This window comes from Undibacterium sp. Ren11W (assembly GCF_049340485.1).
Classification (GTDB): Bacteria; Pseudomonadota; Gammaproteobacteria; order Burkholderiales; family Burkholderiaceae_D; genus Undibacterium.
In genome coordinates, this window is sequence record NZ_JBMPPB010000002.1 from 170,183 (window position 1) to 194,940 (window position 24,758).

20 protein-coding genes are annotated in these 24,758 nt (G+C 52.7%); 9 read left to right on the forward strand and 11 right to left on the reverse strand.

Features of this window, described 5'->3' with window-relative positions:
• Positions 1 to 18 precede the first annotated feature (18 nt).
• On the reverse strand, positions 19 to 636 hold the full coding sequence (locus ACO0K8_RS07395) for a LysE family translocator (protein WP_422946010.1): 618 nt from the start codon (positions 634 to 636) through the stop codon (positions 19 to 21).
• Positions 637 to 781: 145 nt separating this feature from the next.
• Here ACO0K8_RS07395 and ACO0K8_RS07400 point away from each other — a divergent pair, with 145 nt between their 5' ends.
• The gene (locus tag ACO0K8_RS07400) at positions 782 to 1,675 is read left to right on the forward strand and encodes a LysR substrate-binding domain-containing protein (protein WP_422946011.1); all 894 of its coding nucleotides are present in this window, start codon (positions 782 to 784) and stop codon (positions 1,673 to 1,675) included.
• A gap of 205 nt (positions 1,676 to 1,880) precedes the next feature.
• On the forward strand, positions 1,881 to 2,030 hold the full coding sequence (locus tag ACO0K8_RS07405; protein ID WP_422946012.1) for a hypothetical protein: 150 nt from the start codon (positions 1,881 to 1,883) through the stop codon (positions 2,028 to 2,030).
• A gap of 79 nt (positions 2,031 to 2,109) precedes the next feature.
• On the opposite strand, the gene ACO0K8_RS07410 is transcribed toward ACO0K8_RS07405, so the two are convergent.
• Complete coding sequence (locus ACO0K8_RS07410; RefSeq protein WP_422946013.1) at positions 2,110 to 4,560, reverse strand: penicillin acylase family protein; 2,451 nt, start codon at positions 4,558 to 4,560, stop codon at positions 2,110 to 2,112.
• Positions 4,561 to 4,908: 348 nt separating this feature from the next.
• Complete coding sequence (locus tag ACO0K8_RS07415; RefSeq protein ID WP_422946014.1) at positions 4,909 to 6,279, reverse strand: sensor histidine kinase; 1,371 nt, start codon at positions 6,277 to 6,279, stop codon at positions 4,909 to 4,911.
• A gap of 569 nt (positions 6,280 to 6,848) precedes the next feature.
• Between ACO0K8_RS07415 and ACO0K8_RS07420 the strand changes: the two genes are divergently transcribed.
• Positions 6,849 to 7,604 carry a response regulator transcription factor gene (locus ACO0K8_RS07420; RefSeq protein WP_422946015.1) on the forward strand — a complete coding sequence of 252 codons (756 nt, stop codon included), beginning with the start codon at positions 6,849 to 6,851 and terminating at the stop codon, positions 7,602 to 7,604.
• 291 nt (positions 7,605 to 7,895) lie between these two features.
• Here the strand turns inward: ACO0K8_RS07420 and ACO0K8_RS07425 are convergent, their stop codons facing one another.
• Together ACO0K8_RS07425 and ACO0K8_RS07430 are read right to left on the reverse strand one after the other, a co-directional pair.
• Positions 7,896 to 8,180: a KUP/HAK/KT family potassium transporter gene (locus tag ACO0K8_RS07425; RefSeq protein WP_422946259.1), complete on the reverse strand. Its 285-nt coding sequence runs from the start codon at positions 8,178 to 8,180 to the stop codon at positions 7,896 to 7,898.
• Between the two features lie 132 nt (positions 8,181 to 8,312).
• Entirely contained in the window at positions 8,313 to 8,789 is a 477-nt protein-coding gene (locus ACO0K8_RS07430) for a DUF1203 domain-containing protein (RefSeq protein WP_422946016.1), read from the reverse strand.
• Between the two features lie 399 nt (positions 8,790 to 9,188).
• On the opposite strand from ACO0K8_RS07430, the gene ACO0K8_RS07435 reads away from it, so the two are divergent.
• The 3 genes from ACO0K8_RS07435 (at position 9,189) to ACO0K8_RS07445 (ending at position 14,545) form a co-directional block, all read left to right on the forward strand.
• Complete coding sequence (locus tag ACO0K8_RS07435) at positions 9,189 to 9,644, forward strand: (2Fe-2S)-binding protein (RefSeq protein ID WP_422946017.1); 456 nt, start codon at positions 9,189 to 9,191, stop codon at positions 9,642 to 9,644.
• Positions 9,641 to 11,827: a molybdopterin cofactor-binding domain-containing protein gene (locus ACO0K8_RS07440; RefSeq protein ID WP_422946018.1), complete on the forward strand. Its 2,187-nt coding sequence runs from the start codon at positions 9,641 to 9,643 to the stop codon at positions 11,825 to 11,827. Before ACO0K8_RS07435 ends, ACO0K8_RS07440 begins: the two co-directional genes overlap by 4 nt.
• A gap of 300 nt (positions 11,828 to 12,127) precedes the next feature.
• Complete coding sequence (locus ACO0K8_RS07445; RefSeq protein ID WP_422946019.1) at positions 12,128 to 14,545, forward strand: phosphocholine-specific phospholipase C; 2,418 nt, start codon at positions 12,128 to 12,130, stop codon at positions 14,543 to 14,545.
• Positions 14,546 to 14,768: 223 nt separating this feature from the next.
• Here ACO0K8_RS07445 and ACO0K8_RS07450 read toward each other — a convergent pair whose 3' ends face one another.
• The 4 genes from ACO0K8_RS07450 to ACO0K8_RS07465 form a co-directional block, all read right to left on the reverse strand.
• Positions 14,769 to 15,545 carry a LytR/AlgR family response regulator transcription factor gene (locus ACO0K8_RS07450; protein WP_422946020.1) on the reverse strand — a complete coding sequence of 259 codons (777 nt, stop codon included), beginning with the start codon at positions 15,543 to 15,545 and terminating at the stop codon, positions 14,769 to 14,771.
• Positions 15,542 to 16,684 (reverse strand): sensor histidine kinase, encoded by a 1,143-nt coding sequence (locus tag ACO0K8_RS07455; protein WP_422946021.1) that lies wholly within the window; start codon positions 16,682 to 16,684, stop codon positions 15,542 to 15,544. Before ACO0K8_RS07455 ends, ACO0K8_RS07450 begins: the two co-directional genes overlap by 4 nt.
• 12 nt (positions 16,685 to 16,696) lie before the next feature.
• Entirely contained in the window at positions 16,697 to 17,776 is a 1,080-nt protein-coding gene (locus ACO0K8_RS07460; RefSeq protein ID WP_422946022.1) for a formylglycine-generating enzyme family protein, read from the reverse strand.
• 218 nt (positions 17,777 to 17,994) lie between these two features.
• The gene (locus tag ACO0K8_RS07465) at positions 17,995 to 18,954 is read right to left on the reverse strand and encodes a LysR family transcriptional regulator (protein ID WP_422946023.1); all 960 of its coding nucleotides are present in this window, start codon (positions 18,952 to 18,954) and stop codon (positions 17,995 to 17,997) included.
• Between the two features lie 52 nt (positions 18,955 to 19,006).
• Between ACO0K8_RS07465 and ACO0K8_RS07470 the strand changes: the two genes are divergently transcribed.
• Positions 19,007 to 19,489, forward strand: a complete 483-nt coding sequence (locus tag ACO0K8_RS07470) for a GNAT family N-acetyltransferase (RefSeq protein WP_422946024.1) — start codon at positions 19,007 to 19,009, stop codon at positions 19,487 to 19,489.
• A gap of 257 nt (positions 19,490 to 19,746) precedes the next feature.
• Here the strand turns inward: ACO0K8_RS07470 and ACO0K8_RS07475 are convergent, their stop codons facing one another.
• Positions 19,747 to 20,373, reverse strand: coding sequence for a hypothetical protein (locus tag ACO0K8_RS07475; protein WP_422946025.1), 627 nt, complete (start codon positions 20,371 to 20,373; stop codon positions 19,747 to 19,749).
• A gap of 643 nt (positions 20,374 to 21,016) precedes the next feature.
• Here ACO0K8_RS07475 and ACO0K8_RS07480 point away from each other — a divergent pair.
• Together ACO0K8_RS07480 and ACO0K8_RS07485 are read left to right on the forward strand one after the other, a co-directional pair.
• Positions 21,017 to 21,844, forward strand: a complete 828-nt coding sequence (locus tag ACO0K8_RS07480) for a hypothetical protein (protein ID WP_422946026.1) — start codon at positions 21,017 to 21,019, stop codon at positions 21,842 to 21,844.
• A 442-nt stretch (positions 21,845 to 22,286) separates the two neighbouring features.
• Positions 22,287 to 23,402: a catalase family protein gene (locus tag ACO0K8_RS07485; protein WP_422946027.1), complete on the forward strand. Its 1,116-nt coding sequence runs from the start codon at positions 22,287 to 22,289 to the stop codon at positions 23,400 to 23,402.
• Positions 23,403 to 23,768: 366 nt separating this feature from the next.
• Here the strand turns inward: ACO0K8_RS07485 and ACO0K8_RS07490 are convergent, their stop codons facing one another.
• Entirely contained in the window at positions 23,769 to 24,653 is an 885-nt protein-coding gene (locus ACO0K8_RS07490; RefSeq protein WP_422946028.1) for a LysR substrate-binding domain-containing protein, read from the reverse strand.
• Between the last annotated feature and the right edge of the window lie 105 nt (positions 24,654 to 24,758).

A 24,758-nucleotide genomic window follows, 5' to 3' on the forward strand; every position in this document is an offset into this window, starting at 1 on the left:
AGCCGCACTTGCTAAGACTCAGTGCGTCGTCGGTATGCAAGCGAGCATCACGCCCAGAGCCACCAACACCGTACCTATTAGTTTATTCAATACGCCCTGACATCTCAGCATGCTGGCGCGCAAGCGGCTATCTGAAAAGAACAGAGCAACCAGGCTAAACCAGAACCAATGGGCAAAAGACATGAACAGCCCGTAAGCCAACTGCATCGTCATCGGGGTGTCGACATGCACCACTTGCGTGTAGGTGCTGAGTACGAACAAGGTGGTTTTTGGATTGAAGGCATTGGTCATGAAGCCGCTGCGCAAAGATGCCGCCTTACTGAGCGTCGGCTGGCTTGAGAGCTCGGCAGTGACGACCGCACGCGCACAAAAAGTCTGGTAGCCGATGTAGACCAGATACACGGCCCCGACGAGCTTGATCGCCACAAACAAGCTGGGCGACTTCGCAATCAGTAAGCCCACCCCCAGCATGGTGTACATCACGTGTACCTGTACGCCAAGCGCAATACCGGTTGCCGCCAGCAGTCCGGCACGGCGGCCATACAGATAGCTGTTTCTGGTGACCATCGCAAAATCTGCGCCAGGGCTAATCACGGCCAGGATAGTGATGATGGCTACGGCAATTAATTCATGCATAAATGGAGTTCCTGATGTGGTGGGGGGAATCAGTCTGGCCGCTCGCATAGCGGATAGCGCGGACTTGCTGGAGACTATTTTCACGGATCCAGTAAATCTTGAAAATCGATTTATACTAACGAAAACCCTTGAGAAAAAGTCACAGATGAATTTCCATATGCCGTCCCTGAACGCGATCCGGGTATTTGAAGTGGCAGCGCGTCACTTGAGCTTTGTGCGGGCGGCCGATGAGCTCCACGTCACGCATGGGGCAGTCAGCCGGCAGATCATGCAGCTAGAAGAAATGCTGGGCGTGGCCCTGTTCGAACGCAGGAATAGGGCAGTTTTCCTGACACGAGAAGGCACCGCATTTAAGCTCACTTGCAGCGAGGTGATGCAGCAGTTGGCCCTGGGGATACGCCAGATCAGGCAACCCGCTTACGATCAAGCCTTGCTGGTGTCGTGCGAGCCGACGCTGGCGATGCGCTGGCTGATCCCGCGGATTAATAGTTTCAAGGCCAGTTGTCCCGGCATAGATCTGCATCTGTTCGCCGCTGGCGGCGCTATCGATTTTCAAAGCAGCCAGGTCGATCTGGCTTTGCGACGCAATGATTTTAATTGGGGCCAGGACTGTCACGCCGAGCCAGTGGCGCGGGAGCTGGTGGCACCGGTGTGCGCACCCGCATTGCTGTCAGAGGGGAACTTGCATCTGGATCAGCAATGCCTGTTGCAGACCGCATCGCGCCCGGACGCGTGGCAGCGTTGGGAAGCAGCGTCCGGCACCCCCCTGCTTAGCCCGAGCCGCACACAGTACGAACATTTTTACCTGACTCTGCAGGCTGCCAGCGCCGGCTTGGGGGTGGCGATGGCTTCAATCTACATGATAGAAGAAGAACTCAAGACTCAGCGCCTGGTCACCCCTTATGGTTTCCTGGAGGATGGCTCAGAATATTACTTGCTGTCTCCCGTTCCTTTCAGCCAGGATCACCGGCGTCTGGCATTTCTGGATTGGCTAAGACAGGAGTTGAAAAATTCGCGGCTGAGCATTGCCGCACTTTGAAGAAAAATTTCTGAACAATATTCAGATTCAGCCTCGCTACCGGCTTATATAGCAAATGCACAGGACGCTGCCCCGGCTCTCCTATCCGCTACGCTGCAATATGTTTGCGGCGATTGCCTTTGCGCAATCGCTATGCGTAGTCTGTTTTAACATGTTGTGAGCTTAGAAAAGCTCACGCCATCCAAGATTAGATCAAACTGCTTAATTGACGCAGCAAGATCTGGTGCTCGCTCCTGGCTTGCTGTATCGCCCGGCAAATGCCTCTAGTTCGGTCGCCAACAACATCGCGGCCTTGCAACTACCCGTAATACCGATTTATTGCTCCGGTTGGCACCTAGCGCTACATCCAGATTAACGGGTTTTTAGAAGCTCTTTTTTGAAATTAAGAGATGTACAGCTTCAAAAAAATTATTGAAGCTGTATCGCAATGCTCCTTACTTGACGGTCAAGATCAAGCTAGCCGATAACTTGGGGTCCGCCTTAATTTTAGCTTCGGTGTAGGGTAATTTTACGAACTTTCCAGTACTGAGCTGTTGTGTCTGATCGGAAAAATAAGGTGAGCCAGAATTGCTTGATTGGCTGTAGGTTAACAGTCCTCGCGCCAGCACCCCGGAGGATTCAAACGACACGATCTGAATATAACTGGAACCACTGACGACACTGGTGTAGCCGCCAGCAGTGAGGCCCGGAGGTGTCATCTTGTTATATACCCCTTCAAATTCATCACCACCGTCAAATGGCAGCTTCACGCCATTGCGTGTCACATATTGAACACTACCCAGGGCGGCGTTCAAGGGCACACCGGCGTTGTTCAAAGCTAAGACGCTGTCGGCCAGCGCCGTCATCATCGCATTAGCTACTGCCGGCGTAGATATGGCAGGATCGCGTGGCGTTGTAATAGCCGCAGTGGCGCTGAAGGGGGTAGCAAACAGGCCAGGGATGGACTGTGCTTTACGCCAAAACTCCCGAAAAATTGGCGTCCCGACGCTACTGATTTTTGCGCGCCTATCCCAGGACGACAGGATGGTGCAGGCTTGGGTCAAATCGACCACATTCCCGTTGGACGCGGAAGCGCTCGATCGTGTCTGACAGAGTGTGAGCAAGGATGGTAAAACGAGTTCGGCACTCAGCATTCTGGATTGAAAGAAAGTCGCCTCAAGTTTGTCAGGCGATACTTTGGTGCCCGCCCAACCATCGGTTCCTGCCAGACGCTCCTGTATCTGTATGAAACCCATGCGTGTTCGTAGCGATTGCGGTTTTATCTGATCACCTACCAGCGGGCTAAATCCCGTCAACAACTGTGCCGGATTAGTTAACCAGGCGCTTTCATTGTGGTTACCGACATAGTCTTTACGAGCTAAGTAAGGCAGTGCGGTTGCCGACATAATTCCGGGTGTCGCAGCGGCACTATCTACCGGCCAGTTGCACGCGGCAGTGCTGCCATCGAGCAGATAGGTGCGGCTCGCAGCAAGCGTCTTCGCTTGCACAGACTTTGCACATTTCGCCAGATGTGCGGCATCCACATTGGGCGTCACAGAATAGTCGGCGTAGAGTGCGTTACCGGCGCGATCAGCCGCCAATGTATTGACCCAAGGTAGTGCCATACGTTTACTCATTACCTGACGAAGGTCCTCGGTGCTGGTAGCACGCCCCATCTCCCACACCTGGTCGATGATGCGTCCGTTATCGAGATTGGCATCGCGAATGGCATACGCTTTAGTGGACGTCCACACGGCACCGAGTGGCGCAGAGACCAAAATGGGACCGTATTCGGTTGAATAATAGCTTCGTGTTTGCGGGGTAAGCACGCCATTGCTCAGCACATCCACGGTAACTTTTTTACTCATGATGGGCTTAGCAACGCCGTCTACCAAATAATTACCAGCACTCAGTGGCAATTCAAATAGGGTAAAGCGGCGGCCGGTGGAAACCGTATTGGTCCAGGCCAGGTCATTGTTAAAGCCGATCTGTGGCAGAGGCACGCCGCCCACACTGGCCCCCATCACGTTGTACTGCCCGGGCACTTGAACATGGGCCTGGTAGAAGCGCAAGATACCCGACCATGGGAAATGCGGATTCCCTATGAGTATACCTTTGCCGTTTTCGCTAAGCTCACTGCCAAAGGCCTGGCCGTTGCTGCCCATAGGACGTGCATCAAATTGGCGAGAAAATTCGGCCGCAGTGCGCTTCAGTTGTGCCATCTGAAGGTGTTTGCTCTTCACCATTGTCACTGCAAGTGGTTGATCCATCTGACTAGTCGGGAACAAGCCTGGCGGCGGTGTGGCGTCGGCGATGGCTGCGATGAAAGCGCCAGCGCCAGACTGGGTCGCCAACGCTAAAAGATGGCGCTTGAGGTCATTTTCGTTCAGCAATCGTTTCGCCCATTCCAGCGTGGAACAATCGCCGAATTCTGCTGGCTTGGCATCGGCAAGGAAGCGATTGTATCCGGCTACATAGCCAGCCAAGGCATCGGAGGTGACCGAACTCGAACTCGCGCCAGGAAAGGCTTTGTCTATCGTTGCCTGATCTAAAATATTGCGGTAATAAAAATCGCTCCTTAGATTCGCACCTGGGCCGGCGCCGTCAGGACCAAGGTACTTGGAGCGTTCACCCGCGACGGTCAGAAATCGATCTGCGGCAACACACACATTGTCTTGCGCGTACGCATAAGCCATGCCATAGGCTGCGCTGCGCAGATCTTTCCCCACTATGTGCGGCACGCCAAATGCGGTTCGTCTGATTTCCACACTGATAGTGTCGGGGAGCTCGGCAATTGTCTTGTTATCCGACGCGGAACTTCCACAGGCAACGACGAGTTGCGCGGCCAAAATGTAAGCTGTTAATTTCAAAATATGATGTTCTGCTATTGCAAAATTCTTCTTCATAAACATACGATCTCCCTAAAATGAGCCTGCCAAAAGCGCCGTATAAGGAACGCTATTTGGGATAGCCGATAAATTAATTAGCAAAACAAGTCCACCAAGCTGAGCGCGCAGCTAAGCTTCAACTGCGTAAAAACCACGCTTGCGATGTGGATCGTGATACAGCCATTGATGCCAGGAGCAGTCACCAGATAATCAAAAACTGGTAACGGCGGTATACGGAAAAATTACGCGGATGAATTGCGCAGCAGACCTGCCGCCGGTAAATTGATTTCACCGTATGCAGGACATGGTATTGAATTGCAAGCAGGGAAGGCTCTCAAAAGCTCTCAATGTTGAGAGCTAAAAAGACTAAGCTGAGAGTTCTTGCGAGGGGATTTTAGCCGTCAGCGGCAGACGCAGCTGCAAGATGGCACCGCGTGGCTGATTGTCGAGCACTATGGCATCGCCATCATGGATGCGTGCGATGGTTCGTACTATCGACAATCCCAGGCCGTGCTCGAATTTTCCACCCACGCTAAAAAAACGTGTGAAGACCAGCTCCTTGTTTTGGTCAGGAATGCCGGGGCCATTGTCAGCCACATTGATCTCTACATCGTGTTGGGATGCCGTTACCGTGAGCCTGATCGCGCAATGATCAAAGCTATGATACGCCCGCGCATTTTCAAGTAAATTGTGCAAGGCAATGCGTAGCAAAGCAGCGTCGCCACGTATCCAGCAAGGTGTGGCAGGCAAACGGGCATCGATTAACACTTCACCGGGGTAAAGAGATAGGGCGTCTGCCATCAAGCTTCCTAATTCCAAGTCCTCAAAACTGGGAATGAAGCTCGCGTCCAGCAAGCGGTCTTGCGTGATAAGAGTATTGGACAGGTCCACCAGTCTGGCGGCCGCACTATCTATATTCTGAAAGCGTCTTGCAACTTCAGGCGGATTGTTACCGGTCAAGATGCGCAGTGATTCCAGCGAGGCTTTGATCATTGCCGCCGAGGTGCGAAACTCATGCGAGGCGATAGACAATAGCTGGCGCTGCTCATACTCGGCATTTTCGAGAACTTTTAAGATTTCCCGACGTCCCTGGTCATCCTTTTGCCTGGCCAATAACAGGAAGCCTACGCCATTGCAAATCAGAGCAAAATCGCCCCAGATATACACCGCGTAATTGACGGTGACGTTGGCGAACGGTGTGAGCGCCTCGACCAAGCATCCGACGTAGACGCGTGCCAACAACAGTAATACACCGACCATGTTTATGCCGCCAATAAAGCGCAGCAGCCAGGGATTTTTAGTTGTTTCGCTTAGCAGCAAAAATGCCATTGACCCGTAAGTTATTGCAAAAATCACCGTGATCGTAATTATTGTGGCATTTGGAGACGCAATGAATATCGATTGCAGCTGAAGCAGCTGAAGCAGCAACAGTGCGACCGGCACCGCAACGCGTACCGCTGACAACCAAGCGCGACGATTGAGAAAGATGCAGAAGGCGGCCATCTCAAAGCCAATTCCTGCAATTTGCAGGGAACTACCTATCGAAATCGTGAAGGGGAATCCCGAAAAAAGGCGCGACCATGACACTAGAAAACCAAGTCCAATCAGCATCTTGGCCCAGCCCCATATCACCAATGCCCGATTGCCGGAGCCAGCCGAGCTGACATAAATCGCTACCAGCAGCGCAAAAGCGAGGTTGCCTATGCCGATAGTGAAACTCAGTGTGCGTGTATCCATGTCCGTCGGTTGCTGTCTAGTGCGATAAAAATGGTTTATATCACGTCAAGGAAGCAAAAATTTTTTTGTGAGGGATTTCAATCGCTCGCCGACTAATTTGCTCCGATAACGTCGCTATTCCGCCGCACAGCAAGCAAGACCAACTAAGATTACTCTTATCGGGAAGCGCCGCCCCTGAGTCTTTTGCATCCTCAGCTCTGGGCAATAGCATGAAATGGCAGACCATTTAGGAGGGTCTTATTTTGTCTGCGAAAGTCACGAAAAACACAAAAAATACTAAAGCGCGCCGGCTTCATCCTATGAGCCTATGCATTTTCCGCTGATTAAGATCGACTTTTTTTCGTTTTTTTCTGTCTCTCGTGCCTTTCGTGTTTTTCGTGGACCATATTTTTCTTTCATGCAATCGACCTGCTGCTCACCTGATCCGATACGCATTTATCGACAGCGGTGCTATGATTGCTTCCGCTAACGCGCCAGAATGAGGTGTTGAACGGCAGCCAAAATCACAAACTTGCGTTTCGAATCAAACAAATAGATTAGCCGCATACTATGCCACCCCGAAAAACAGCATGAACTACACCGTTTCGATAGTTGAAGACGAACACATCCTGCGTGAGGAACTCGCTTTTCAGTTGAGCCACCTAGGTTACACCGTCAAGGCTTTCGAGACTGCCGCGCAGTTTTATCGTTACCTGGCGACTCAAGCGCAGACTATCGGCGTGCTCGATATTGGCTTATCAGATGAGGACGGGCTGTCAATTTGTCGTTACCTTCGCGAGCACGACAGTCGGATAGGCATAGTCTTTGTCACAGCACGTGGCATGCGTGCCGACCGCATCAGTGGACTCGAGGCCGGTGCCGACGCTTACCTGGTGAAACCGATAGATGTGCAAGAACTGAGTCTGATTTTGACCCGATTGAGCCAGCGCTTTATCGACAACAAAGCGCCAGCGCCAGTGTTGAGGTCAGCTCTGGCATCAGAAAGCCATCGCGTAGCGGATGCCTGGCAACTTGCAAGCGAGCGCATGATGCTGGTGGCACCAAATGGTCAGCATATTCAAGTCACACTCAGCGAATTGCGGCTGCTGCGGCTGCTTCTGGAAAAGCCCGGCAGCCTCTGCACCAATGTGGAGTTAGGGGCCGCACTTGGATTGCATCCGGATGAACTCGACAAACATAGAATTGAAGTCATACTAAGTCGACTTAGAATCAAAGTTTTACGTTTGACGGGCTTAACTTTGCCGATTCGTACACATAGAAGTGTTGGGTATCAATTAGATATAGGACTCGCGCAAAACAGCCCCTGCGCCATTGTCCCCACCTAATGGTTTCCGCCTTAGGTGTTTCAAAGGACATTGCCAGATGTCGTACTTTGCATGCTTGTCCATGGGGTTATTAGAAGTTCCCCAAATCGATAACGCAATCCCCATGCGCTTGGTGGCACGATATTGGTCTGTAGAGCGCATGGGATATGCGTGTAGGATTTCAAATTTAGTCAAAATTAATATCTTGCGATGCCAGAAATAACCCCGGCGCGCCATCGACGTGGCTGCCGTAAATCGTTTTGCAGCAAACCTGGAATTTCCTCTGTTAAAAATCAAATGCCTTAAGATGGTCTACGAGAGCTGATCCAGGTCTTCCTTTAGAGTTACCTCCTGCGTCTCCGGTAAGACTAATTCCAGGCGTGCGCCCAGTTCCATGACACGCTCGGGTGGGATACCGAAATACGAAGCGGCGTCCAACTCGTTTCTGTCTAGCCAGATAAAAAATCTGAGCAGAGCACGATAGAAAAAATTGCCCTGGGCGGGAAGAGCCAGCGAATCGCGTCCGGTTTGTTGGGTAGCCAGCTCAAGCAGGGCCGGCACATTGGTTTCTTCCATGTAGCCATAGCGCGCTACGATTTTTCATCACAATAAGCTTGGCGTCGAATTTTCTACGCCAGCACAATAGTTTGCGTGGCGGCCTCGCGCAGCTGGCAGATTCCGCATCGCCATTCGATCAATTTTCTATATGTGTCAACAGTTCATGTTGCCTTAATTGTGACGGTCGACGCGTGCTGCAAAACAACCGCGTCGGGCAAAATGCACGTGTAAATAATTAACTTCTGGCTTGCGCAAAAAACTCTCTAACAATGTTTGCAACTCGCCACCGCTGGCCACCTCGGCATCGACCATGCGATCTGCGCTATCGAAGGCGCGCACAGAAAATAGCCGGTGCGCCTGATCTAACATGGGCGGCAGCGTATCGACAAACAGTGGCGCTAGCAACGCATGACGGCGCACAAAGATCGGACCTTTAGCCTGATACGCCGACGTGGTATCTAAATGCGCAAAATTGAGTAATAAAAGTTCTTCGCCGATGGCGGCATCCTGCAGGCTGACCCTGCATGGAAAACTGAGCGCTGCATTGGCAATATGCCGGTCTATCCCCTGCGCGCGCAGCTCTGCATCGCTGAGAGAAAACAAGTGCGTAAATTGCTCAGGTGCGAGACCGCGGATTTGAAATGTCATGGCTTACTCCAGGTGAGTGTAGAGGCACAGTATCAAGCGGCGAGGCCTAAGCGTCGCGCCATTTTCGGACGCGCAATGACGAAGCAAAGGCACTTAAGCGACGCCCGGATTCGCTTTAGCTTGCATCATCTTATAAATGGTAGTGATCGCTACTCAGCGTCGAAAAGGGACTGTTGTTATTTAGAAATGTAATATTTCTGTGCTCAGCATTTCGCTGATTAGGCTACGCGCCTGATGGCACACTTTATCGACTCTCCAGCAATTTCAGCTCAGTAGTGCAGCCCCCGGCTTTGCCATCACTACATATTTTTCCAGACCGGGAACTATTAACGCGCTAGCCAGCTCCAAGCGGCTACTTTCAGTGTTGATATCGAGCCACAATTTCCCTAAGGAATAGCCATGATTCACGCCTTACACATCAACGGCAAGCCACGCAAAGTGGAGGCCGATGCGGATATGCCCCTGCTATGGGTGTTGCGCGATGAACTAAAACTGACGGGCACAAAATTTGGCTGTGGTATCGGCATATGCGGTGCCTGTACCGTGCATGTGGATGGCAAGCCTACCCGCAGTTGCATTACGCCTGTTGATAGCTTGCATGGTGCCAAAATCAACACGATAGAGTCGCTCTCTGCCACGACTAGCCATCGCTTGCAATTGGCGTGGCTGGCAGAGCAAGTGCCGCAATGTGGCTATTGCCAATCAGGGATGTTAATGGCGGCCGCCGCGCTTTTGGCTAGCACGCCGCAACCCACTGATGCAGAGATTAATCAAGCCATGAGCAATTTATGTCGATGTGGCACCTATAATTTTGTCCGTCGCGCCATTAAGCGTGCAGCCGGGATGGCGCTATGAAGCACGGCACGATACAGCAAGGACGCCGCGAATTCATGCAAAGCATCGCAGCGGGAGCCTTATTGGTGGCCGTTGGCGATACCGCCATAGCCGCCCCAAATAGCAATAGCAATAGCAATAGCACTGCAGGCATTGCCACAACGCAGATCAACGGCTGGATACGCATTGCCAGCGATGGCATCGTCACTTTATATTCCAACACTGCAGAAATCGGCCAGGGAACGGGTACGGCGATCGCCCAAATTCTCGCCAATGAACTCGATCTTGATTGGCGCAACGTTAGATTAGAAATGGCACCCGTGGCCCAGAGCTACTTTAATCCCGCGATGGCAGAATATGCCACCTACGGCAGCTTGGGTGTCAGCCAGCAAATTACGCCGCTGCGCAAAGCGGGCGCGCAAGCACGTGCCATGCTGCTGGCCGCGGCGGCTAGGCAGTGGCAGCTAGATATCAAAGATTGCGACAGCGATGCCGGTGCCGTGATCAATCGCCTTGATCAGCGCCGCATTCCCTATGCACAATTGGTGGCGCTGGCGGCGCAATTACCGGTGCCCGCAGAACCGGTCTTATTACCTAAAGAGCGTTGGCGTTTTATTGGCAAAGACGTGGCTCGTTTGGATATCCCCGCCAAACTCAACGGCAGCGCCGTGTATGGCATCGATGTACAAATGCCCGGTTTATTGGTGGCGGTGATTCTGCAAGCACCGAGCTTCGGCGCGCGCTTACTAAAGGTAGACGCGGCACCGGCCTTGGCCGTCAAAGGCGTGCGCCATGTGCTTAAGTTAGAGCGCGCTGTGGCCGTCGTGGCAAACAATTATTGGGTCGCCAGTCAAGCTTTAGCGCTCTTGCAGCCGAGCTGGGATCTGCAGGCGGCCAGCCATTGCGATTCAAAAAAATACGCCGCTGAGCTGATTGCCGGCGCACGGGCCGGCGGAGTTGTGTCGGTGCCGCGTGACTCTAGTCTGGAAAAGATCCAACAGACCTATGACGATGCCTGCAGTCTTGAAGCCAGGCAGCACAGCGCACTGTACACCTTTCCATTTTTGGCGCACGCCACCATGGAACCGATGAACGCGACCGCCGTCGTCAAGGCCGATAGCGCCGAACTTTGGTTGCCTACGCAATCGCAATCTTTAGCGCGTGAAGTAGTGGCGCAAGCCCTCGGTTTACACGAAAATAAAGTGACGATACACAGCACCCTAGCCGGCGGTGGTTTTGGCCGCCGTTCAGAAAATGATTTTGCGCTACAGGCCGCCCTGATCGCGCAACAAATAGGCGCGCCCGTCAAACTCATCTGGAGCCGCGAACAAGATTTACGCCACGATTATTATCGCCCGGCCGCCGCGATACACATGCGTGCCAGTTTAGACGCGCAAGGCCTGCCGCTGGCATGGCGCTTTGATATAGCCACAGAAGCCATCAGTCTATACTCGCGCGAAGGCAAAGATGCCGCACATGCACTGCCCATCAATCGCCAGGCTTTGGGGCCGATTAAGCATTATCGCCTGCCCTTGCTGCAAAGCGCCAATACGGTAGATGCCAAGGTGCCGACCGGCTATTGGCGCTCGGTACAAGCCTCGCACAATACGTTTGCAATTGAAACTTTTATGGATGAACTAGCCAGCCAGGCCGGCATGGATAGCGCGCAATACCGGCGCCGCTTATTCTCCGATGGTGGGCGCGAGCAGGCCGCCTTAGACCGCGCGCTGCTGCAATCGGGCTGGAATACGCCGCCTGCGGCCGGGCGGTTTCGCGGCCTGGCCTTGATCAACGCCAATGGCACGGTGGTGGTGCATGTGGTGGAGTTATCGGTGCAAGACACTGCGGTCAAAATCCATGCCGTCACTACCGTAGTTGATTGCGGTTTGGTGGTCAATCCGCGCAATGTCCGTGCGCAAATGGAAGGGGGCATCGCGTTCGGTTTGTCGGCGGCGTTTTATGGCGAAATTACCTTGCAAGAGGGCGCAGTATTGCAATCCAATTTCCATGATTACAGGCTCATCACTATGTCCGAAATGCCCATGGTAAAACTCCATATTATGGAAAGTGAGGCGGCCGCCGGCGGTGTCGGTGAAGAAGCGGTTGGCCCCATCGCACCTGCCGTGGCCAATGCCATCTTCGCGGCCACCGGTACGCGGATACGAGATTTACCGTTTTCTAAATCAGGCTACACTTTAGCTTAATAAATCAGCGGATTTTTACTCAGCTCAGGAGGGCGGTATTTTCGACTCTTTAAATATCAGCAGTCGTCTGCGCAATATTCATGCGCCTTCTGGCCCGATATGGGCCTGCGAGCCGCATGGAATATGCGCGTCTGGTTTTTAGAAGTTCCCTTTTGAATTTGTTTGAATGCTGAGACGCTAACGCAATAGCTAGCGCAAGGGTCACGCAAGGGTCACACAATCGTCATCAATCCGTCATGCTGGCGTCATTTCAAATCAGTAAGTTCTCTGTTTTCATCTTTTTATTGAAGATACTGAACCATGACAAATCCAACTCCTCGCCGTAAGTTTTTATCCCTTGCCGCGACTGCAGCAGGGGCCAGTGCCAGCTTAGGTTTACTGCCGCTCTCTTTACAAAAAGCCTTGGCCGCACCTGTTCCCGCAGGGACATTAGCCGATGTCGAACATGTGGTGATCTTGGTTCAGGAAAACCGCAGTTTTGACCATTATTTTGGCACGCTTGGTGGCGTGCGAGGCTTTAGCGATCCCCATCCGCAACGCTTTCTGAATGGAACGAGTGTTTTTTCTCAACCGTATGGCAGTACTACCGTCCTGCCTTTCCGCGCCTCGCGATCCGGTGTGACGGAAGAATGCGTACCCGATCTCTCACATGATTGGGCAACCGGACATCAGGCATGGAACTCAGGAAAATATGATTCTTGGATCGCGGCCAAAGGTACTAGCACGATGTGCCATTACACGCGTGCCGACATCCCTTTTCATTTTGCCTTAGCGGACCAATTTACGGTATGCGATCAGTATTTCTGTTCCACCGCTTCCTCCACTGCACCGAATCGCTTATATGTATGGACCGGCACTTCCGGTGGCGAAACCAATGGCGGCGATGCACCGGGACATAGCTGGACCTGGACCACCTATGCTGAATTAATGCAGAACGCAGGCATTTCCTGGCAGACCTATCAAGAACAAGATAATTATGGCGACAACTCATTAGACGGCTTCAAACTCTTTAATACCGCGCCCACCACTTCGCCTCTCTATCAACGCGGTATCAAGCGCTCTGCAGCGGGAATGAGCATCGTCGATTTCAAGGCTGACGTCATGGCCAACAAATTACCCGCGGTGTCGTATATAGTCGGGCCTGCCAATACCACTGAGCATCCCAACTATTCCCTGTCTGCCGGTGCTAACTATATCCACAGTATTTTAGATGCGCTGGCATCGAATTTGTCGGTCTGGGAGAAAACCGTATTCATTCTGACCTACGATGAAAATGGCGGATTTTTTGACCATGTGGTACCGCCTTCGCCGCCGACAGAATCTTTCCAGTCCAGTTATCGCACTGCCGAACTGGCACCCGGCACGAATACACCTTATGGTCTCGGTTCGCGTGTGCCAACCATGCTGATCTCGCCTTGGAGCCGCGGTGGACGAGTCTGTTCGGAAACCTTTGACCATACCTCCATCAATCGCTTTTTAGAGAAGTGGATCAAAGCGCGTTTTAACCGCGACGTGTTGGCACCGAATATTACGCCATGGCGAAAAACGGTTTGCGGTGATCTCACTTCGGCACTCAATTTCGGCGGCAACTATACGGTTGACCCCAGCGTGCCGGTGTTACCTCGCACTGACGACAAAGTAAAAGTATGCTCCGTCACCAATCCAGTCGGGGTGCCGGGCAATCAAGTCTTATTGTCACAAGAGCCAGGCGCGAAAGTTTTGCAAGCCCTGCCATATCAACTCAATGTCTCTGCGCGCCCGGACAAAGCGGGTGGCCGGCTCTGGCTCGATATGAGTAACGCCGGCACCGCTGGTTGCGCCGTGAATGTCGTCGTCAATGAATTTCGCGCGTATGCGGCCTGGTCTTACGTGGTCCCCGCCGGTACTGGCACGAATGCGCCCGTCACCGACTATTTTTCTGTGAATTCTGCCAGCAGCGGAAAATTTGACATGACCGCCTATGGGCCAAATGGTTTTACCCGCCGCTACCGTGGCGACTTGGCCAAATATGGAATCGAGATCACTGCTGCTTACGATATCGCGGCCAATCGCATTATTCTCAATATGAAGAATACCTTCACTTCCGGCAACCCCATCGAGGTAAGGGTGTGCGCCGGCGGTTACCGTAGCGATGGTCCCTGGAGTTATCAAATCGCAGCAGGTGCCACGGTCTCTGATAGTTGGTACACCAAAGATGGATGGTACGATTTAGTCGCTTTTATTCCCACCGATTCTTCCTTCCTGAGAGGATTTAGCGGCCACATAGAAGGCAGTGTCAGTAAAACCTTGGTGTCAGGAGTATTGCCAAGGACAGTCGCCAAAGTGATCGCTTATGACAGCCAAACGGTCTCTGGCGGTGCGGCCAACGTGTTGGACGATAATCCTATGAACGCCTGGAGCAGTGCCGACTCTGCCTTCCCGCATTACCTCACTTTGGATCTGGGTGGCGTGCGACAAGTCAATGGCCTCAGTTATTTGCCAAAGCAGGAAGCGCGAAGCAATATCTATGAAGGCAATATCGCAAACTACCAAGTGTGGATTAGTCTCGATGCGACTAACTGGTCATTAATGGGACAGGGCACCTGGGCGAAAACAATCTCCATGTCTAGCGTGAATTTTAGTACCGTCAACGCACGCTACGTTAAATTGCTCGCATTGTCAGAGGTGAATGGAGCAAGAGTGGTTGCTGCTGCAGAAGTGCGTGTGCTCGGATCTTGATGTTTCGTAACGCCATTCACGCAATATCCATGCGCCTTCTGGCGGCATTTCGCCCTGAGAGGCGCATGGAATATGCGTGATGGATTTTGAAAATGTTGGAAGCTTAGAATCCCAGCCCTTGATTTAATCTGCGTGAATACTTGCAAGGACGTAGAAATTACTTGGTAGAAGGTTTAGCTGGCGATGCATCGACAATTACACCGATGAGTCGCAAGTCTATAGCTTACATCGCCTTAAACAAATGGATATAGGCACGGCTAACCGGCAGTTCGCGTGCATGATGCTTCATCAGCAGAAACAGCCGGCTATTTTCATCGCGCCGCGTACTCATTAAATAGCGTAGATTAATTAAAGTAGAGCGATGCACTTGCCAGAATTGTTCAGGATCGAGCTGCGCTACCAATTCGGCAATGCTGGTGCGTATCAGGTGCTCGGCAGTGGCGGTCTGCACCACCGTATATTTATCATCGGCGTGAAAGAACAAAACATCTTCAATGGCAATCTGGTGCATCAGCGCGCCTTGCGCAGCACGCACATAGCGCAAGCGCGACTGATTTATTTGTGCTTGTGGCGCCTGCAACAGTTGCTGTAACACCGTAGATAAGCGTGCATCTGGCGAGACTGGTTCGGCCGACGTTTGCACCGCAAGTGCCGTCTTAACCCTATCCAAAGTGCGCGCCAGTCGCTCGCTTTTTAGCGGCTTGAGCAAATAATCCAGGGCCGCATGTTCAAAGGCTTGCAAGGCATATTCATCATAGGCGGTGACAAAGACCACGCGGGTCAATCCCTCTATGCCTTGCGCTACTTCTAGCCCGCTCAAACCTGGCATTTGTATATCCAGAAAGGCCAATTCTGGCTGTAAGGCCGCTATCTGCGCGGCCGCTTCTATCCCATTTTTAGCGACATAAACAATGTCCAATTCAGGCCAGAGTTGCTGCAATTGGTCTTTTAAATACTGCGCCAGATGTGGCTCGTCGTCGGCAATTAGGGCACGGGTCATGATGGCATTTTAGGTTGGGCCGCATAGGGGAGATTGATGATGACCCTGGTACCAGTAGTCTGCGGTATTAAGCTCAATGAAGCATTGCTGCCATAACTGGTCTGCAAACGCGCACGGATATTGGCGAGCGCCATACCGTTGCCAGTTCGTCCTGAGCGGCGCGGCGCGTCTAGCCCAAGGCCATCATCATCGACGCAAATTTCTAAGCGATCAAGTAACACCTCAGCGCGGATATGCACATGGCCGCCCTCAATTTTCGGCTCTAAGCCATGGTGGATAGCGTTTTCAATCAGGGGCTGCAGCAAGAGTGTAGGCAAAAAAGCGGCCCGCGCTTGTGCACTGGCTTGTATCTTAAAAGTTAAGCGATCTTCCATACGTATCTGCAGCAATTGCAAATAATTCTGCGCCATTTCCAGCTCGCCTTCCAGTGCGCTATCGGCATGTCGCAATTGCCCAAGGCTGGCGCGCAAATAGTCGGTGAATACTTCCAGCATTTGTTTAGCGCGTGGCGGATCATAATCCATCAGGCTCTGCACATTGGCCAAGGTGTTAAACAAAAAATGGGGTTCTATTTGCGCTTGCAATAAGCGTAGCTGCGCTTGCGTCACCAGATGCTGCAGGGCGCGTCGTTTCTGCCTAATCACCCACCAAATCCAGTTCGCCAAGATCATTACAGCCCAAAACATCAAAAATTTGATCTGAACCCCCGAGTTTTGCGCCGGCCCGTGCCAAGGATCAAAATGGTAGACCATGCCAAATAGGCTTAAACCTATCGCACTACCGAGTATTGTGCCAACAATCAGTATGAGGTTAAGCAACATCCAAGAGCGCCAGCTAGGCGCTGTAGCAATACGCTCAATAGTGGCTGCGGGGAGCGTTAATTCCAGCAGTCGAAACAGTGCATGAATAGCATACGCAACACTCACGCACATCAACAGATTGCCCTTTAGCACAGCGCCCCACCAGTAGAAGTCGTCTACCCTGTTCGTCAACAGACCAGACAGCGTCATCAAAATAAGCCCGATCACAACCGCGAGGCTGGTGCTAATGAGCAGACGAGCCCAGGCCGGCTCATTACGATGCTTCTTGAGCACCCAAAATGATTGCCAGGCCTGATCCAGCGCGGCCCTGATATGCATAACGAAAGTAATTTATTTCCCCTTATTTTCAGCCATTAATTTATTTCTACGCGTACGTTCTGTTTTTTGCGCTATCGCCAATTCCGTCTCAAAAGTATTTTCCTTGCTTAGCTTGTTGCAGGTCGATGCAGTTGCCGGGTTGGCAGAACACGCTGCCGCCTCTGTCGTAATATCCATGGCCAGACGAAAACCTTCGCCCAAGCTACTGTAATTATCTTGCCCGGCATGCCCGCGCGCGCTAATCCTTGCGCCCTTAGGGCCGTTATTATAGGAGCCGCCGCGATGTATCATCATCGTTCCGCCCCCCAACTTGTAACAATTGGTGGTCCAGGCCGAACCATCATTCGGTGCACCGGCATAACTGGTGTGCTGGCAATCTTGAACCAGCTCACCGACATTACCGGTCATATCGTAGAGGCCGAAGGCATTCGGTTGATACATACCGACGATGCTGGTAGCTTCTGCCTGATCATCACAATCTATCGATTTCACGTCCTTACCAAAATCACGTAATTTTGCCGCTTTGCCAGCGTGATCATAAACATTTGAGTATCGACACAACTGCGTAGCATCATCGCCAAAATGGTACTTGCCGGTGCTACCGGCACGCCCGGCATACTCCCACTCGGCCTCGCTAGGCAGGCGATATTTTGTACCCGTTTGCTTGGTAAGCCATTGTACGTAAGCCTGTGCATCATCCCAGCTTACACACATGACGGGATGGAAGTCGCTGGGTGCATAGGCGGGTGTATTCCAACTTCCAGCTGCCATCTCAATACCCCAATCATTACCGGCAAGTCGCCAGCATTGCGTGCCCACGGTATGACCAGTGGCTTCGACAAATTGCCTAAATTGCCTGACAGTGACTTCATATTTAGAAAGTTGAAAGCTTTTGATGGCCACCTTATGTACCGGTGTTTCTAAAGGCTCCATACCACCATCGCCATCCGGCCCAGCCGTGCTACCCATTAAAAAATCACCCGCTTTGATAGTCACCATAGGTGGAATGATAGTAGCCTCGGCAGCCCATACCGGTTCGCTTATACAAAAGAATGAAGCCAATAAAATCGGAAAGCGCAGTAAATTTTTCATCGTATATTTGTACAAAGTGGTTATGAAGAACCTCAGTTTGCGACAGATAAAACACCATAGTCCACCAGGCTGCGACGAATCGACAGTAGCGCCGACGAATGGCAAGGCGTGGCAACGAAGCGCTGTTTCAGGAAATTTAATGCGCATTAAGCGTATTTTTTTGAAAATCAATTCATCTGAATCAGTTGAAATGGGCTGCATTAGCAAGCGGTGGGCCGCTACGAACCTGGCACCAATCGCATCAACTCTTTACGCAGCCAAAGATGTGCTTCAGTCCGCGCATATTTGCGATGGCTATAAATTTTTAAGGTGTACGGTGGGATCTTGAATGGTGCCGGATAAATCGTGATAGGCGCAGCACGCGCCAAAGTTTCAGCGGCATGGCGCGGTATGGTCATGAGCAGCTCACTTTCGGCGACAATAAAAGGCGCGACCAGCACGGTCGGTAACTGCATGACGACCTCGCGTTGCACGGACAGGCCATCCAAGACAAAATCGATGACGCCACGGTTTTCATTCCAGGGCGTGACGATGGCGTGGCGTGCTTTTAAATACTTAGCCAGCGTCATTTTTCCACGGATCAAGGAATGCTGTTGACTGGCAATCACGACATACTCGTCCTGCAGCCAATCAAAATCTTCGATACCGGGCGGTAGCGGCAAACGCTCTTCGTCATAGCCTAAAGCAAAATCGATATGGCCGGCAGCCAGATCCTCTATCGCTAGTTTCTGCTGGGAATTGACAACCTTGATCTTGAGCTTAGGTGCGCTATTTTGTAAGGCGGCCATAACGCGCGGCAAAATCGCAAACGCCGTGTAATCAGACGCCGAAAAGACAAAGCAACGCTCGCTACTGATAGGATCAAATCGTTCGTTTAAGCTCAGGCTGGCGGACAATTGCTGTAATGCCTGACTGATAGGGGCGGCGATTTGCTCGGCTCTTAACGTCGCTTGCATTTGATTGCCTAGCCGGACAAATAATTCATCGCCAAGTGATAATCGCAAACGTGTCAGAGCATGGCTAAGTGCCGATGGGCTCATGGCCAACTCGTTGGCGGCAGCAGTGACAGACTTTTGCTGATATAAAGCATTAAAGACCAGCAATAAGTTGAGGTCTAGCTTGCGTAAGTCCAAATGCAGATTGTTCATAATTGAGTGAATTAATTGCACTTGCTGCATAGTACGAGAATGCTTACTATCACGCAAATGCGAATTGAAAAATGGAAACTGTATGAAGATTGAAATACGTGACGCCTTGCCTAGTGACGCTGCGCTGATCCACCACTACATCACCGAATTGGCGATTTACGAAAAGGCGGAGCATGAAGTAATCGCCAGCGTGGCCGATATTGAGCGCAGCTTGTTTGCAGCCGATAGCCCGGCACATGGCTTGATCTGTCTGATAGACGGGCAGGCCGTCGGCTTTGCCATCTATTTCTACAGCTACTCGACCTGGTTAGGCCGCAAGGGCATGTATCTGGAAGACTTATATATCTCCCCCGAACATCGCGGTAGCGGTGCCGGCAAAAAAATGCTGCGTCATTTAGCAGGCATCGCTTGTGACGCCGGTTGCGGCCGGCTGGAATGGAGCGTACTGGATTGGAACGAACCTGCGATCCAATTCTATTTATCCTTGGGTGCAAGTCCGCAAGACGAATGGATACGCTATAGATTGGCCGGCGATACCTTAACGGCGTTTGCGCGTGGCGATTGAGGACATGTTAGGGCAAAATTAATTTATTGGCTGTGTAACACCGACGCTAACTGGCTGAGATCGTTTGCGCAATATCCATGCGGATCGTGGCGGCATATCGGCCTGTGAGCCGCTTGGGATATGCGTGATGATCTTTTAAAAATGGTGGAAAGTAGCGCTAACTGCAGCCACCGCTAAATTTGTCGTGATTCCGCCATACTGATCAACAGATTCGCAATGCCGAATCTGCGGACCAGGAACAGTTATCTGACGCAGTTTTAGTGTGCCATCAATTTTGCCATGAAGGCGATAAATAGCCCGACGACGAGCAGCTTCCAGATCAGGCCGCGCTTATACCAGGGTGGTGCTTGTGTCAGGCTGTTGCTGGTGGCTTTGCGATTGGCGAGTCTAAATTTTGCGGCATAATCTTCATCAAGAAAGCGTATGGCAATCACATCCATATCCGGATCAAAATGCATGGGCCAGACGCTGCTGGATCTGCGCGCCCACACCAGGCAAGCGACACCCAACAAGCCGATTACAGGGATCAAAGCAAACCAACCTAAGTCGGCAATAAAAGCTTTGGGTCGCGTGATCAGTGGCAAGGCAAACAGCGCCGCCATATAAATGAGCAGCTGCAGCAGTTGCATCAAGGGGCTCTTCTCAAGAATGGTGTTGGCCCAGTGGGTTTGCTGAGCGTGCTTCTGACAAGTTGGGAAAGACAGATATAAAACATCACTTTTCATGGTCATGCCGCCAAGCAGATTAGGGCGTATCGATTTCACGCGGCCGATACGGCTAGTGGTGTTAACTAGCTTTTCCGTAGTTCCGCACTTGGGACAGCATGCTGGCCACACCAGTTGCGGGACGTCTTCCTGAATGGCTACACGGACGATTTTAGACACTATGTTGACTCCTGTGATGGTGAGTGTTTTAGTACAATCTTACAGATTTCTTGCACCCCGAGTTAATAGCGGATTTGGCACAGATATGCAAGCCAAAAATTGGTTTATTGCTTGCGTAAAACCGCGGCTAAGGCCTAGCGTGAGCTAAAGCTTCATCAGCCCGAGCTAGCTTTCTGAAAATCGTCCGCGCAATCCCCATGCGGCTCGTGGCACGATATGGGCCTGCAGACCGCATGGAATCTGCGTGATGGGTTTCAAAATGAAGAGATATTCAGCTCAAAAAATAGTCGAAACTGCCTCTATGATTATTCTGAATCATTCAAAATGAGACCTTAACCTTCAGTGACAATCCCACAATAAGCATCTACAATCGGCGCCGACCGTACACCTACAAATGTTTGCGCTACGGCCCCCTGAAATCGCAGGCAAGATGTGCGTTTGCACCGGCATCAGCCGCCGCTTGCCAAAGCGATAACCCTGTTTTGGCCGATCTCGGCTCATTCACCAAGAGAATAAATAGATGAAAATCAGAAGCATGTTTGTGCCCATTGCCATGCTGTGGTGCAGCGCGGTGTTTGCCCTCGGTGTCGACCCCTTGGCAGCCGACATTGGCGCTCGCGACGCTCTGCGCTTCGCGAAGCTGATGAAGGATGGCGCTCTGCCAACCGCCGAAATCCTGCAGCGCGAGTATCTGGACGGTGCCGGACCTGGCGTGAAAATCTTCACGCCTATGCGTATCATCAACGCGCAACGTCTGGCGCGGGCGGTCGCTGCCCAGCCCGACACCTATCGCTATGCGATCCGGGAATGTCTGCCGCAGTTACCGGCCTTGCGCAACGACTTGCGGGCGATCTACCTGGCCTACGCCGGCCTACTCCCGGAACGTCCGCTGCCCGCGATAGAAATCGTATTCGGGGCCCTCAATTCGGGCGGCACCGCTAGCGCCGATGCGCAGGTGATCGGCCTCGAGGTGACTTGCCCGCGCGGCACCACACCCGAGCAGTTCCGCACCACCATGCGTGGTTTTTTTGCGCACGAAACGGTCCACACCTGGCAGGACGACGAGACGCCGCAAGCGCTGGCCGACCCCTTGTTGAGTCAATCGTTAAGGGAAGGCGTCGCCGACTACCTGACCAAGCTCGTCACTGGCGCAGTGCCGAATCTGGATCGCGACGGCTGGGCGCGCCAACGAGAATCCTGGTTGTGGCAAGAGTTCCAGCGCGATCGACTAGCCATGCTGGCAGACCGCGACAGCCTGCGCAATCCCATCGCCAGCCCGCGCTTTAAGCGATGGTTCGCAAATTGTGGCAGCGCCCCGGAAGGATGGCCATGCGAGGCCGGCTACTGGATAGGAATGCGTATCGCCGAAGCCTACGTCGCGCATGCACCCGATCAACGCGCGGCCATCCGCACACTACTTGAATTGCGCGATCCGGCTGCGATCTTGAAGGCCAGCGGCTATGCAATGTAAGCCACAGATGAAGTCTGTAGATGAGAATCTAAAGGGTCAGCATCGCATAAATTTAATCCGAAGCTGACTCTTATCGGTTCTGAGTTTCAAACTGACTGAAATCGACTGCGCAATCCCTATGCGGCTCGTGGCAGTATATCGGCCTGCGAGCCGCATGGGATATGCGTGATGGGTTTTACAATCGGCGATGCTGACTCCGATCGCTTAGACCGTTATCGATTCCCCCTATCGTTTCAAATCTTATGCGCGTCAACGCACAGACTCAGGCCTAGATGTGCGTAGGATGGGTCACTAGATTTTCGCTCGTGACCGCCATGGCAAGTCCAGATCGGGCTAGAACGAGCTTGATCAGTATCCGTTCAAGCAGCGCCGATGTGATCTGTGTGACATCGCGCCGTTCTGCAACAGCAGATCCTTTGCTATTCAATCAGAAAGATGAATCATGAACGCAGCCAAGGTACCGCCGCAAGACAGCTATCTCCGCTATAGCGACACTATCGAAGTTCTGCAAAAGGATGAAGCGCAACTGATCGACAAGGTTGTCAATTCTATGGCGCGGCTCAACCGTATTGTCTTCGACAAGCACCGCCACGCCAGCCGCGATGCGCACGCCAAGAGCCACGGTGTGCTGGTCGGGACGCTCACAGTGTACGCTGACCTGATGCCGCATTTGCGCCAGGGCTTGTTCCGCGAGCCAGGCACGTATCCGATAGTCGTGCGCTTTTCGTCGGCACCCGGCGATATCAATAGCGATAAAATTGCCTCGCCCAAAGGCATGGCGATCAAGGTGCTGGATGTGGCAGGGCGCAAAGTTCTTGCCGGGCATGAGGATGAGACCACCCAGGATTTTCTGTTGGTCAATCAGCCGGTGATCCCGTTTGGGCACATCAACGCTTACTGGAAAATGCAACAAGTGCTGGAGAAGCATGCAGATGATCCGCAGGCTGCGCAAATCGCCGTTGCTGGGCTCGCCAAGGCTGCGGCTGCAGTGCTCGACCTGGTTGGTGTCGATAGCCCGACGCTCGATGCCTTGGGTACGCCCAATCATCACATTCTGGGCGAGACCTTTCACAGCATGGCGGCGATTCGCTTCGGTGATCATGTCGCCAAGATCAGCGTCGCGCCGCTGTCTGCCGCGGTACGCGCCTGCACCGGCCAGACCTATGACCCGAATCACGCGCCATCGGTAGTGCGCGATCAGATCGCCGCGTTTTTTACGACGCAGGGCGCCGAGTATGAGCTGCGCGCGCAACTTTGCATGGACCTTGATACGATGCCGGTCGAAGATGCATCGATCATCTGGCCAGAGGAGCGCTCGCCGCATCAGGCGATCGCCAAGATTAGCCTGTTGCCGCAGGATGCTTATAGCCCGGCCCGCCGCGTGTATGGCGACGACGTTCTGTCTTTCAATCCCTGGCATTGCATCCCCGAACATCGGCCGCTGGGCTCTATCATGCGGGTGCGCATCAAAGCTTACGAGGCTTCCAGCGCCTATCGGCATGCGATGAACGTGCAACCGCGCAGCGAGCCGCGCGGGATCGATGAAGTTCCAGATTAGATTAGAGGCAAATCACCTCGCGCACTGCGGCTTGACGAATTACGCCGTGCCTGATGTTAGGCGCAGGTCTTATTCGCTCGCGCTGAGCGGGCTCAACCCGCATGCTGCCTTGATTAATTAAACTTGGCTGAAATCCTTCGCGCAATCCCCATGCGGCTCGTGGCGGCATATTGGCCTGCAGAGCGCATGGGATATGCGTGATGGGTTTTGAACATATTGGAAAGTTAGAACTGCCCTCGATTGCACCCCCGAACGTCAAATCTAAGGCCTGAGCTCCGACTTCCATGTAGATTGCCTGGTGGCGGTGCTGTGTTTTGAATTCTTAGCGCTCCATGCCGAATTAAATCTCAAGCAAGCTGCAATAAACTAAGCCAACCTGGCAACGACCAGATCAACAAAACTGCGCACCTTGGCACTAGGCCGTATCTCTGCCCGGCGTACCACATGCAAGGCACGTGAAGGCAGCTCCCAATCGGGTAACAACAAGATCAAGTGCCCGGCAGCGATAGAGGCTTCCAGCAATGCGTCGGTCTGCACCACAACACCCATGCCACTCACTGCGGCGGCCAATAATGCCTGGCCATAATTACTCGCGAACGCCGCTTCTACCGGCACCGGCACTGTCTCATCGGCCTTGGTAAAGCGCCAAACATGCTTGCTACCCCAAGCCGCCAAGGACAGGCAATTGTGTTGCGCCAAATCGGACGGATGCACGGGTGCCGCATGCCGTGCCAGATAAGACGGGCTGGCCGCCGCCAGCATGCGGCTAGCCCTTAAGGGGCGGGCGATCAGATCAGTATTTGACAAAGAGCCGGAGCGTATCGCCACATCGACCGCCTCATCCGCCATGTTAACCACACGGTTATTCAATTCAAGATCAATGTTAACCTGCGGGTAGTTGGCTGCATATTCGCTAATGACGGGCATTAAGCGATGCGTGCCGTAAGCCACCGGCGCGCTAATGCGCAAATTGCCTTGCGGTGTGGCGCGCAAGTTTTCGGCAACGGTGTCGGCGGCAGCCACGCTGGCCAAAACATCGCGGCAACGCTCCAGATAATTGACGCCTATCTCAGTCAATGTCTGCTTGCGCGTAGTGCGCGCTATCAGGCTAGCGCCTAGCTGCTGCTCTAGCGCCTGTACGTGTTTGCCCACCATCACCGACGACATATCGAGTGCACGCGCGGCCGCCGCGAAGCTCTCTGAAGTGGCGGCAACAACGAAGACATGCATGCTTTGTAGTTTATTACTCATATTCGAAATTATAAGTTACGGGTCTACAAAGCGTGAGGCCATTTATCCGCTTCTTGCATTGTTGAATAATGCCATACGTGACAAACACGCTGGCGTTGCAGAGTG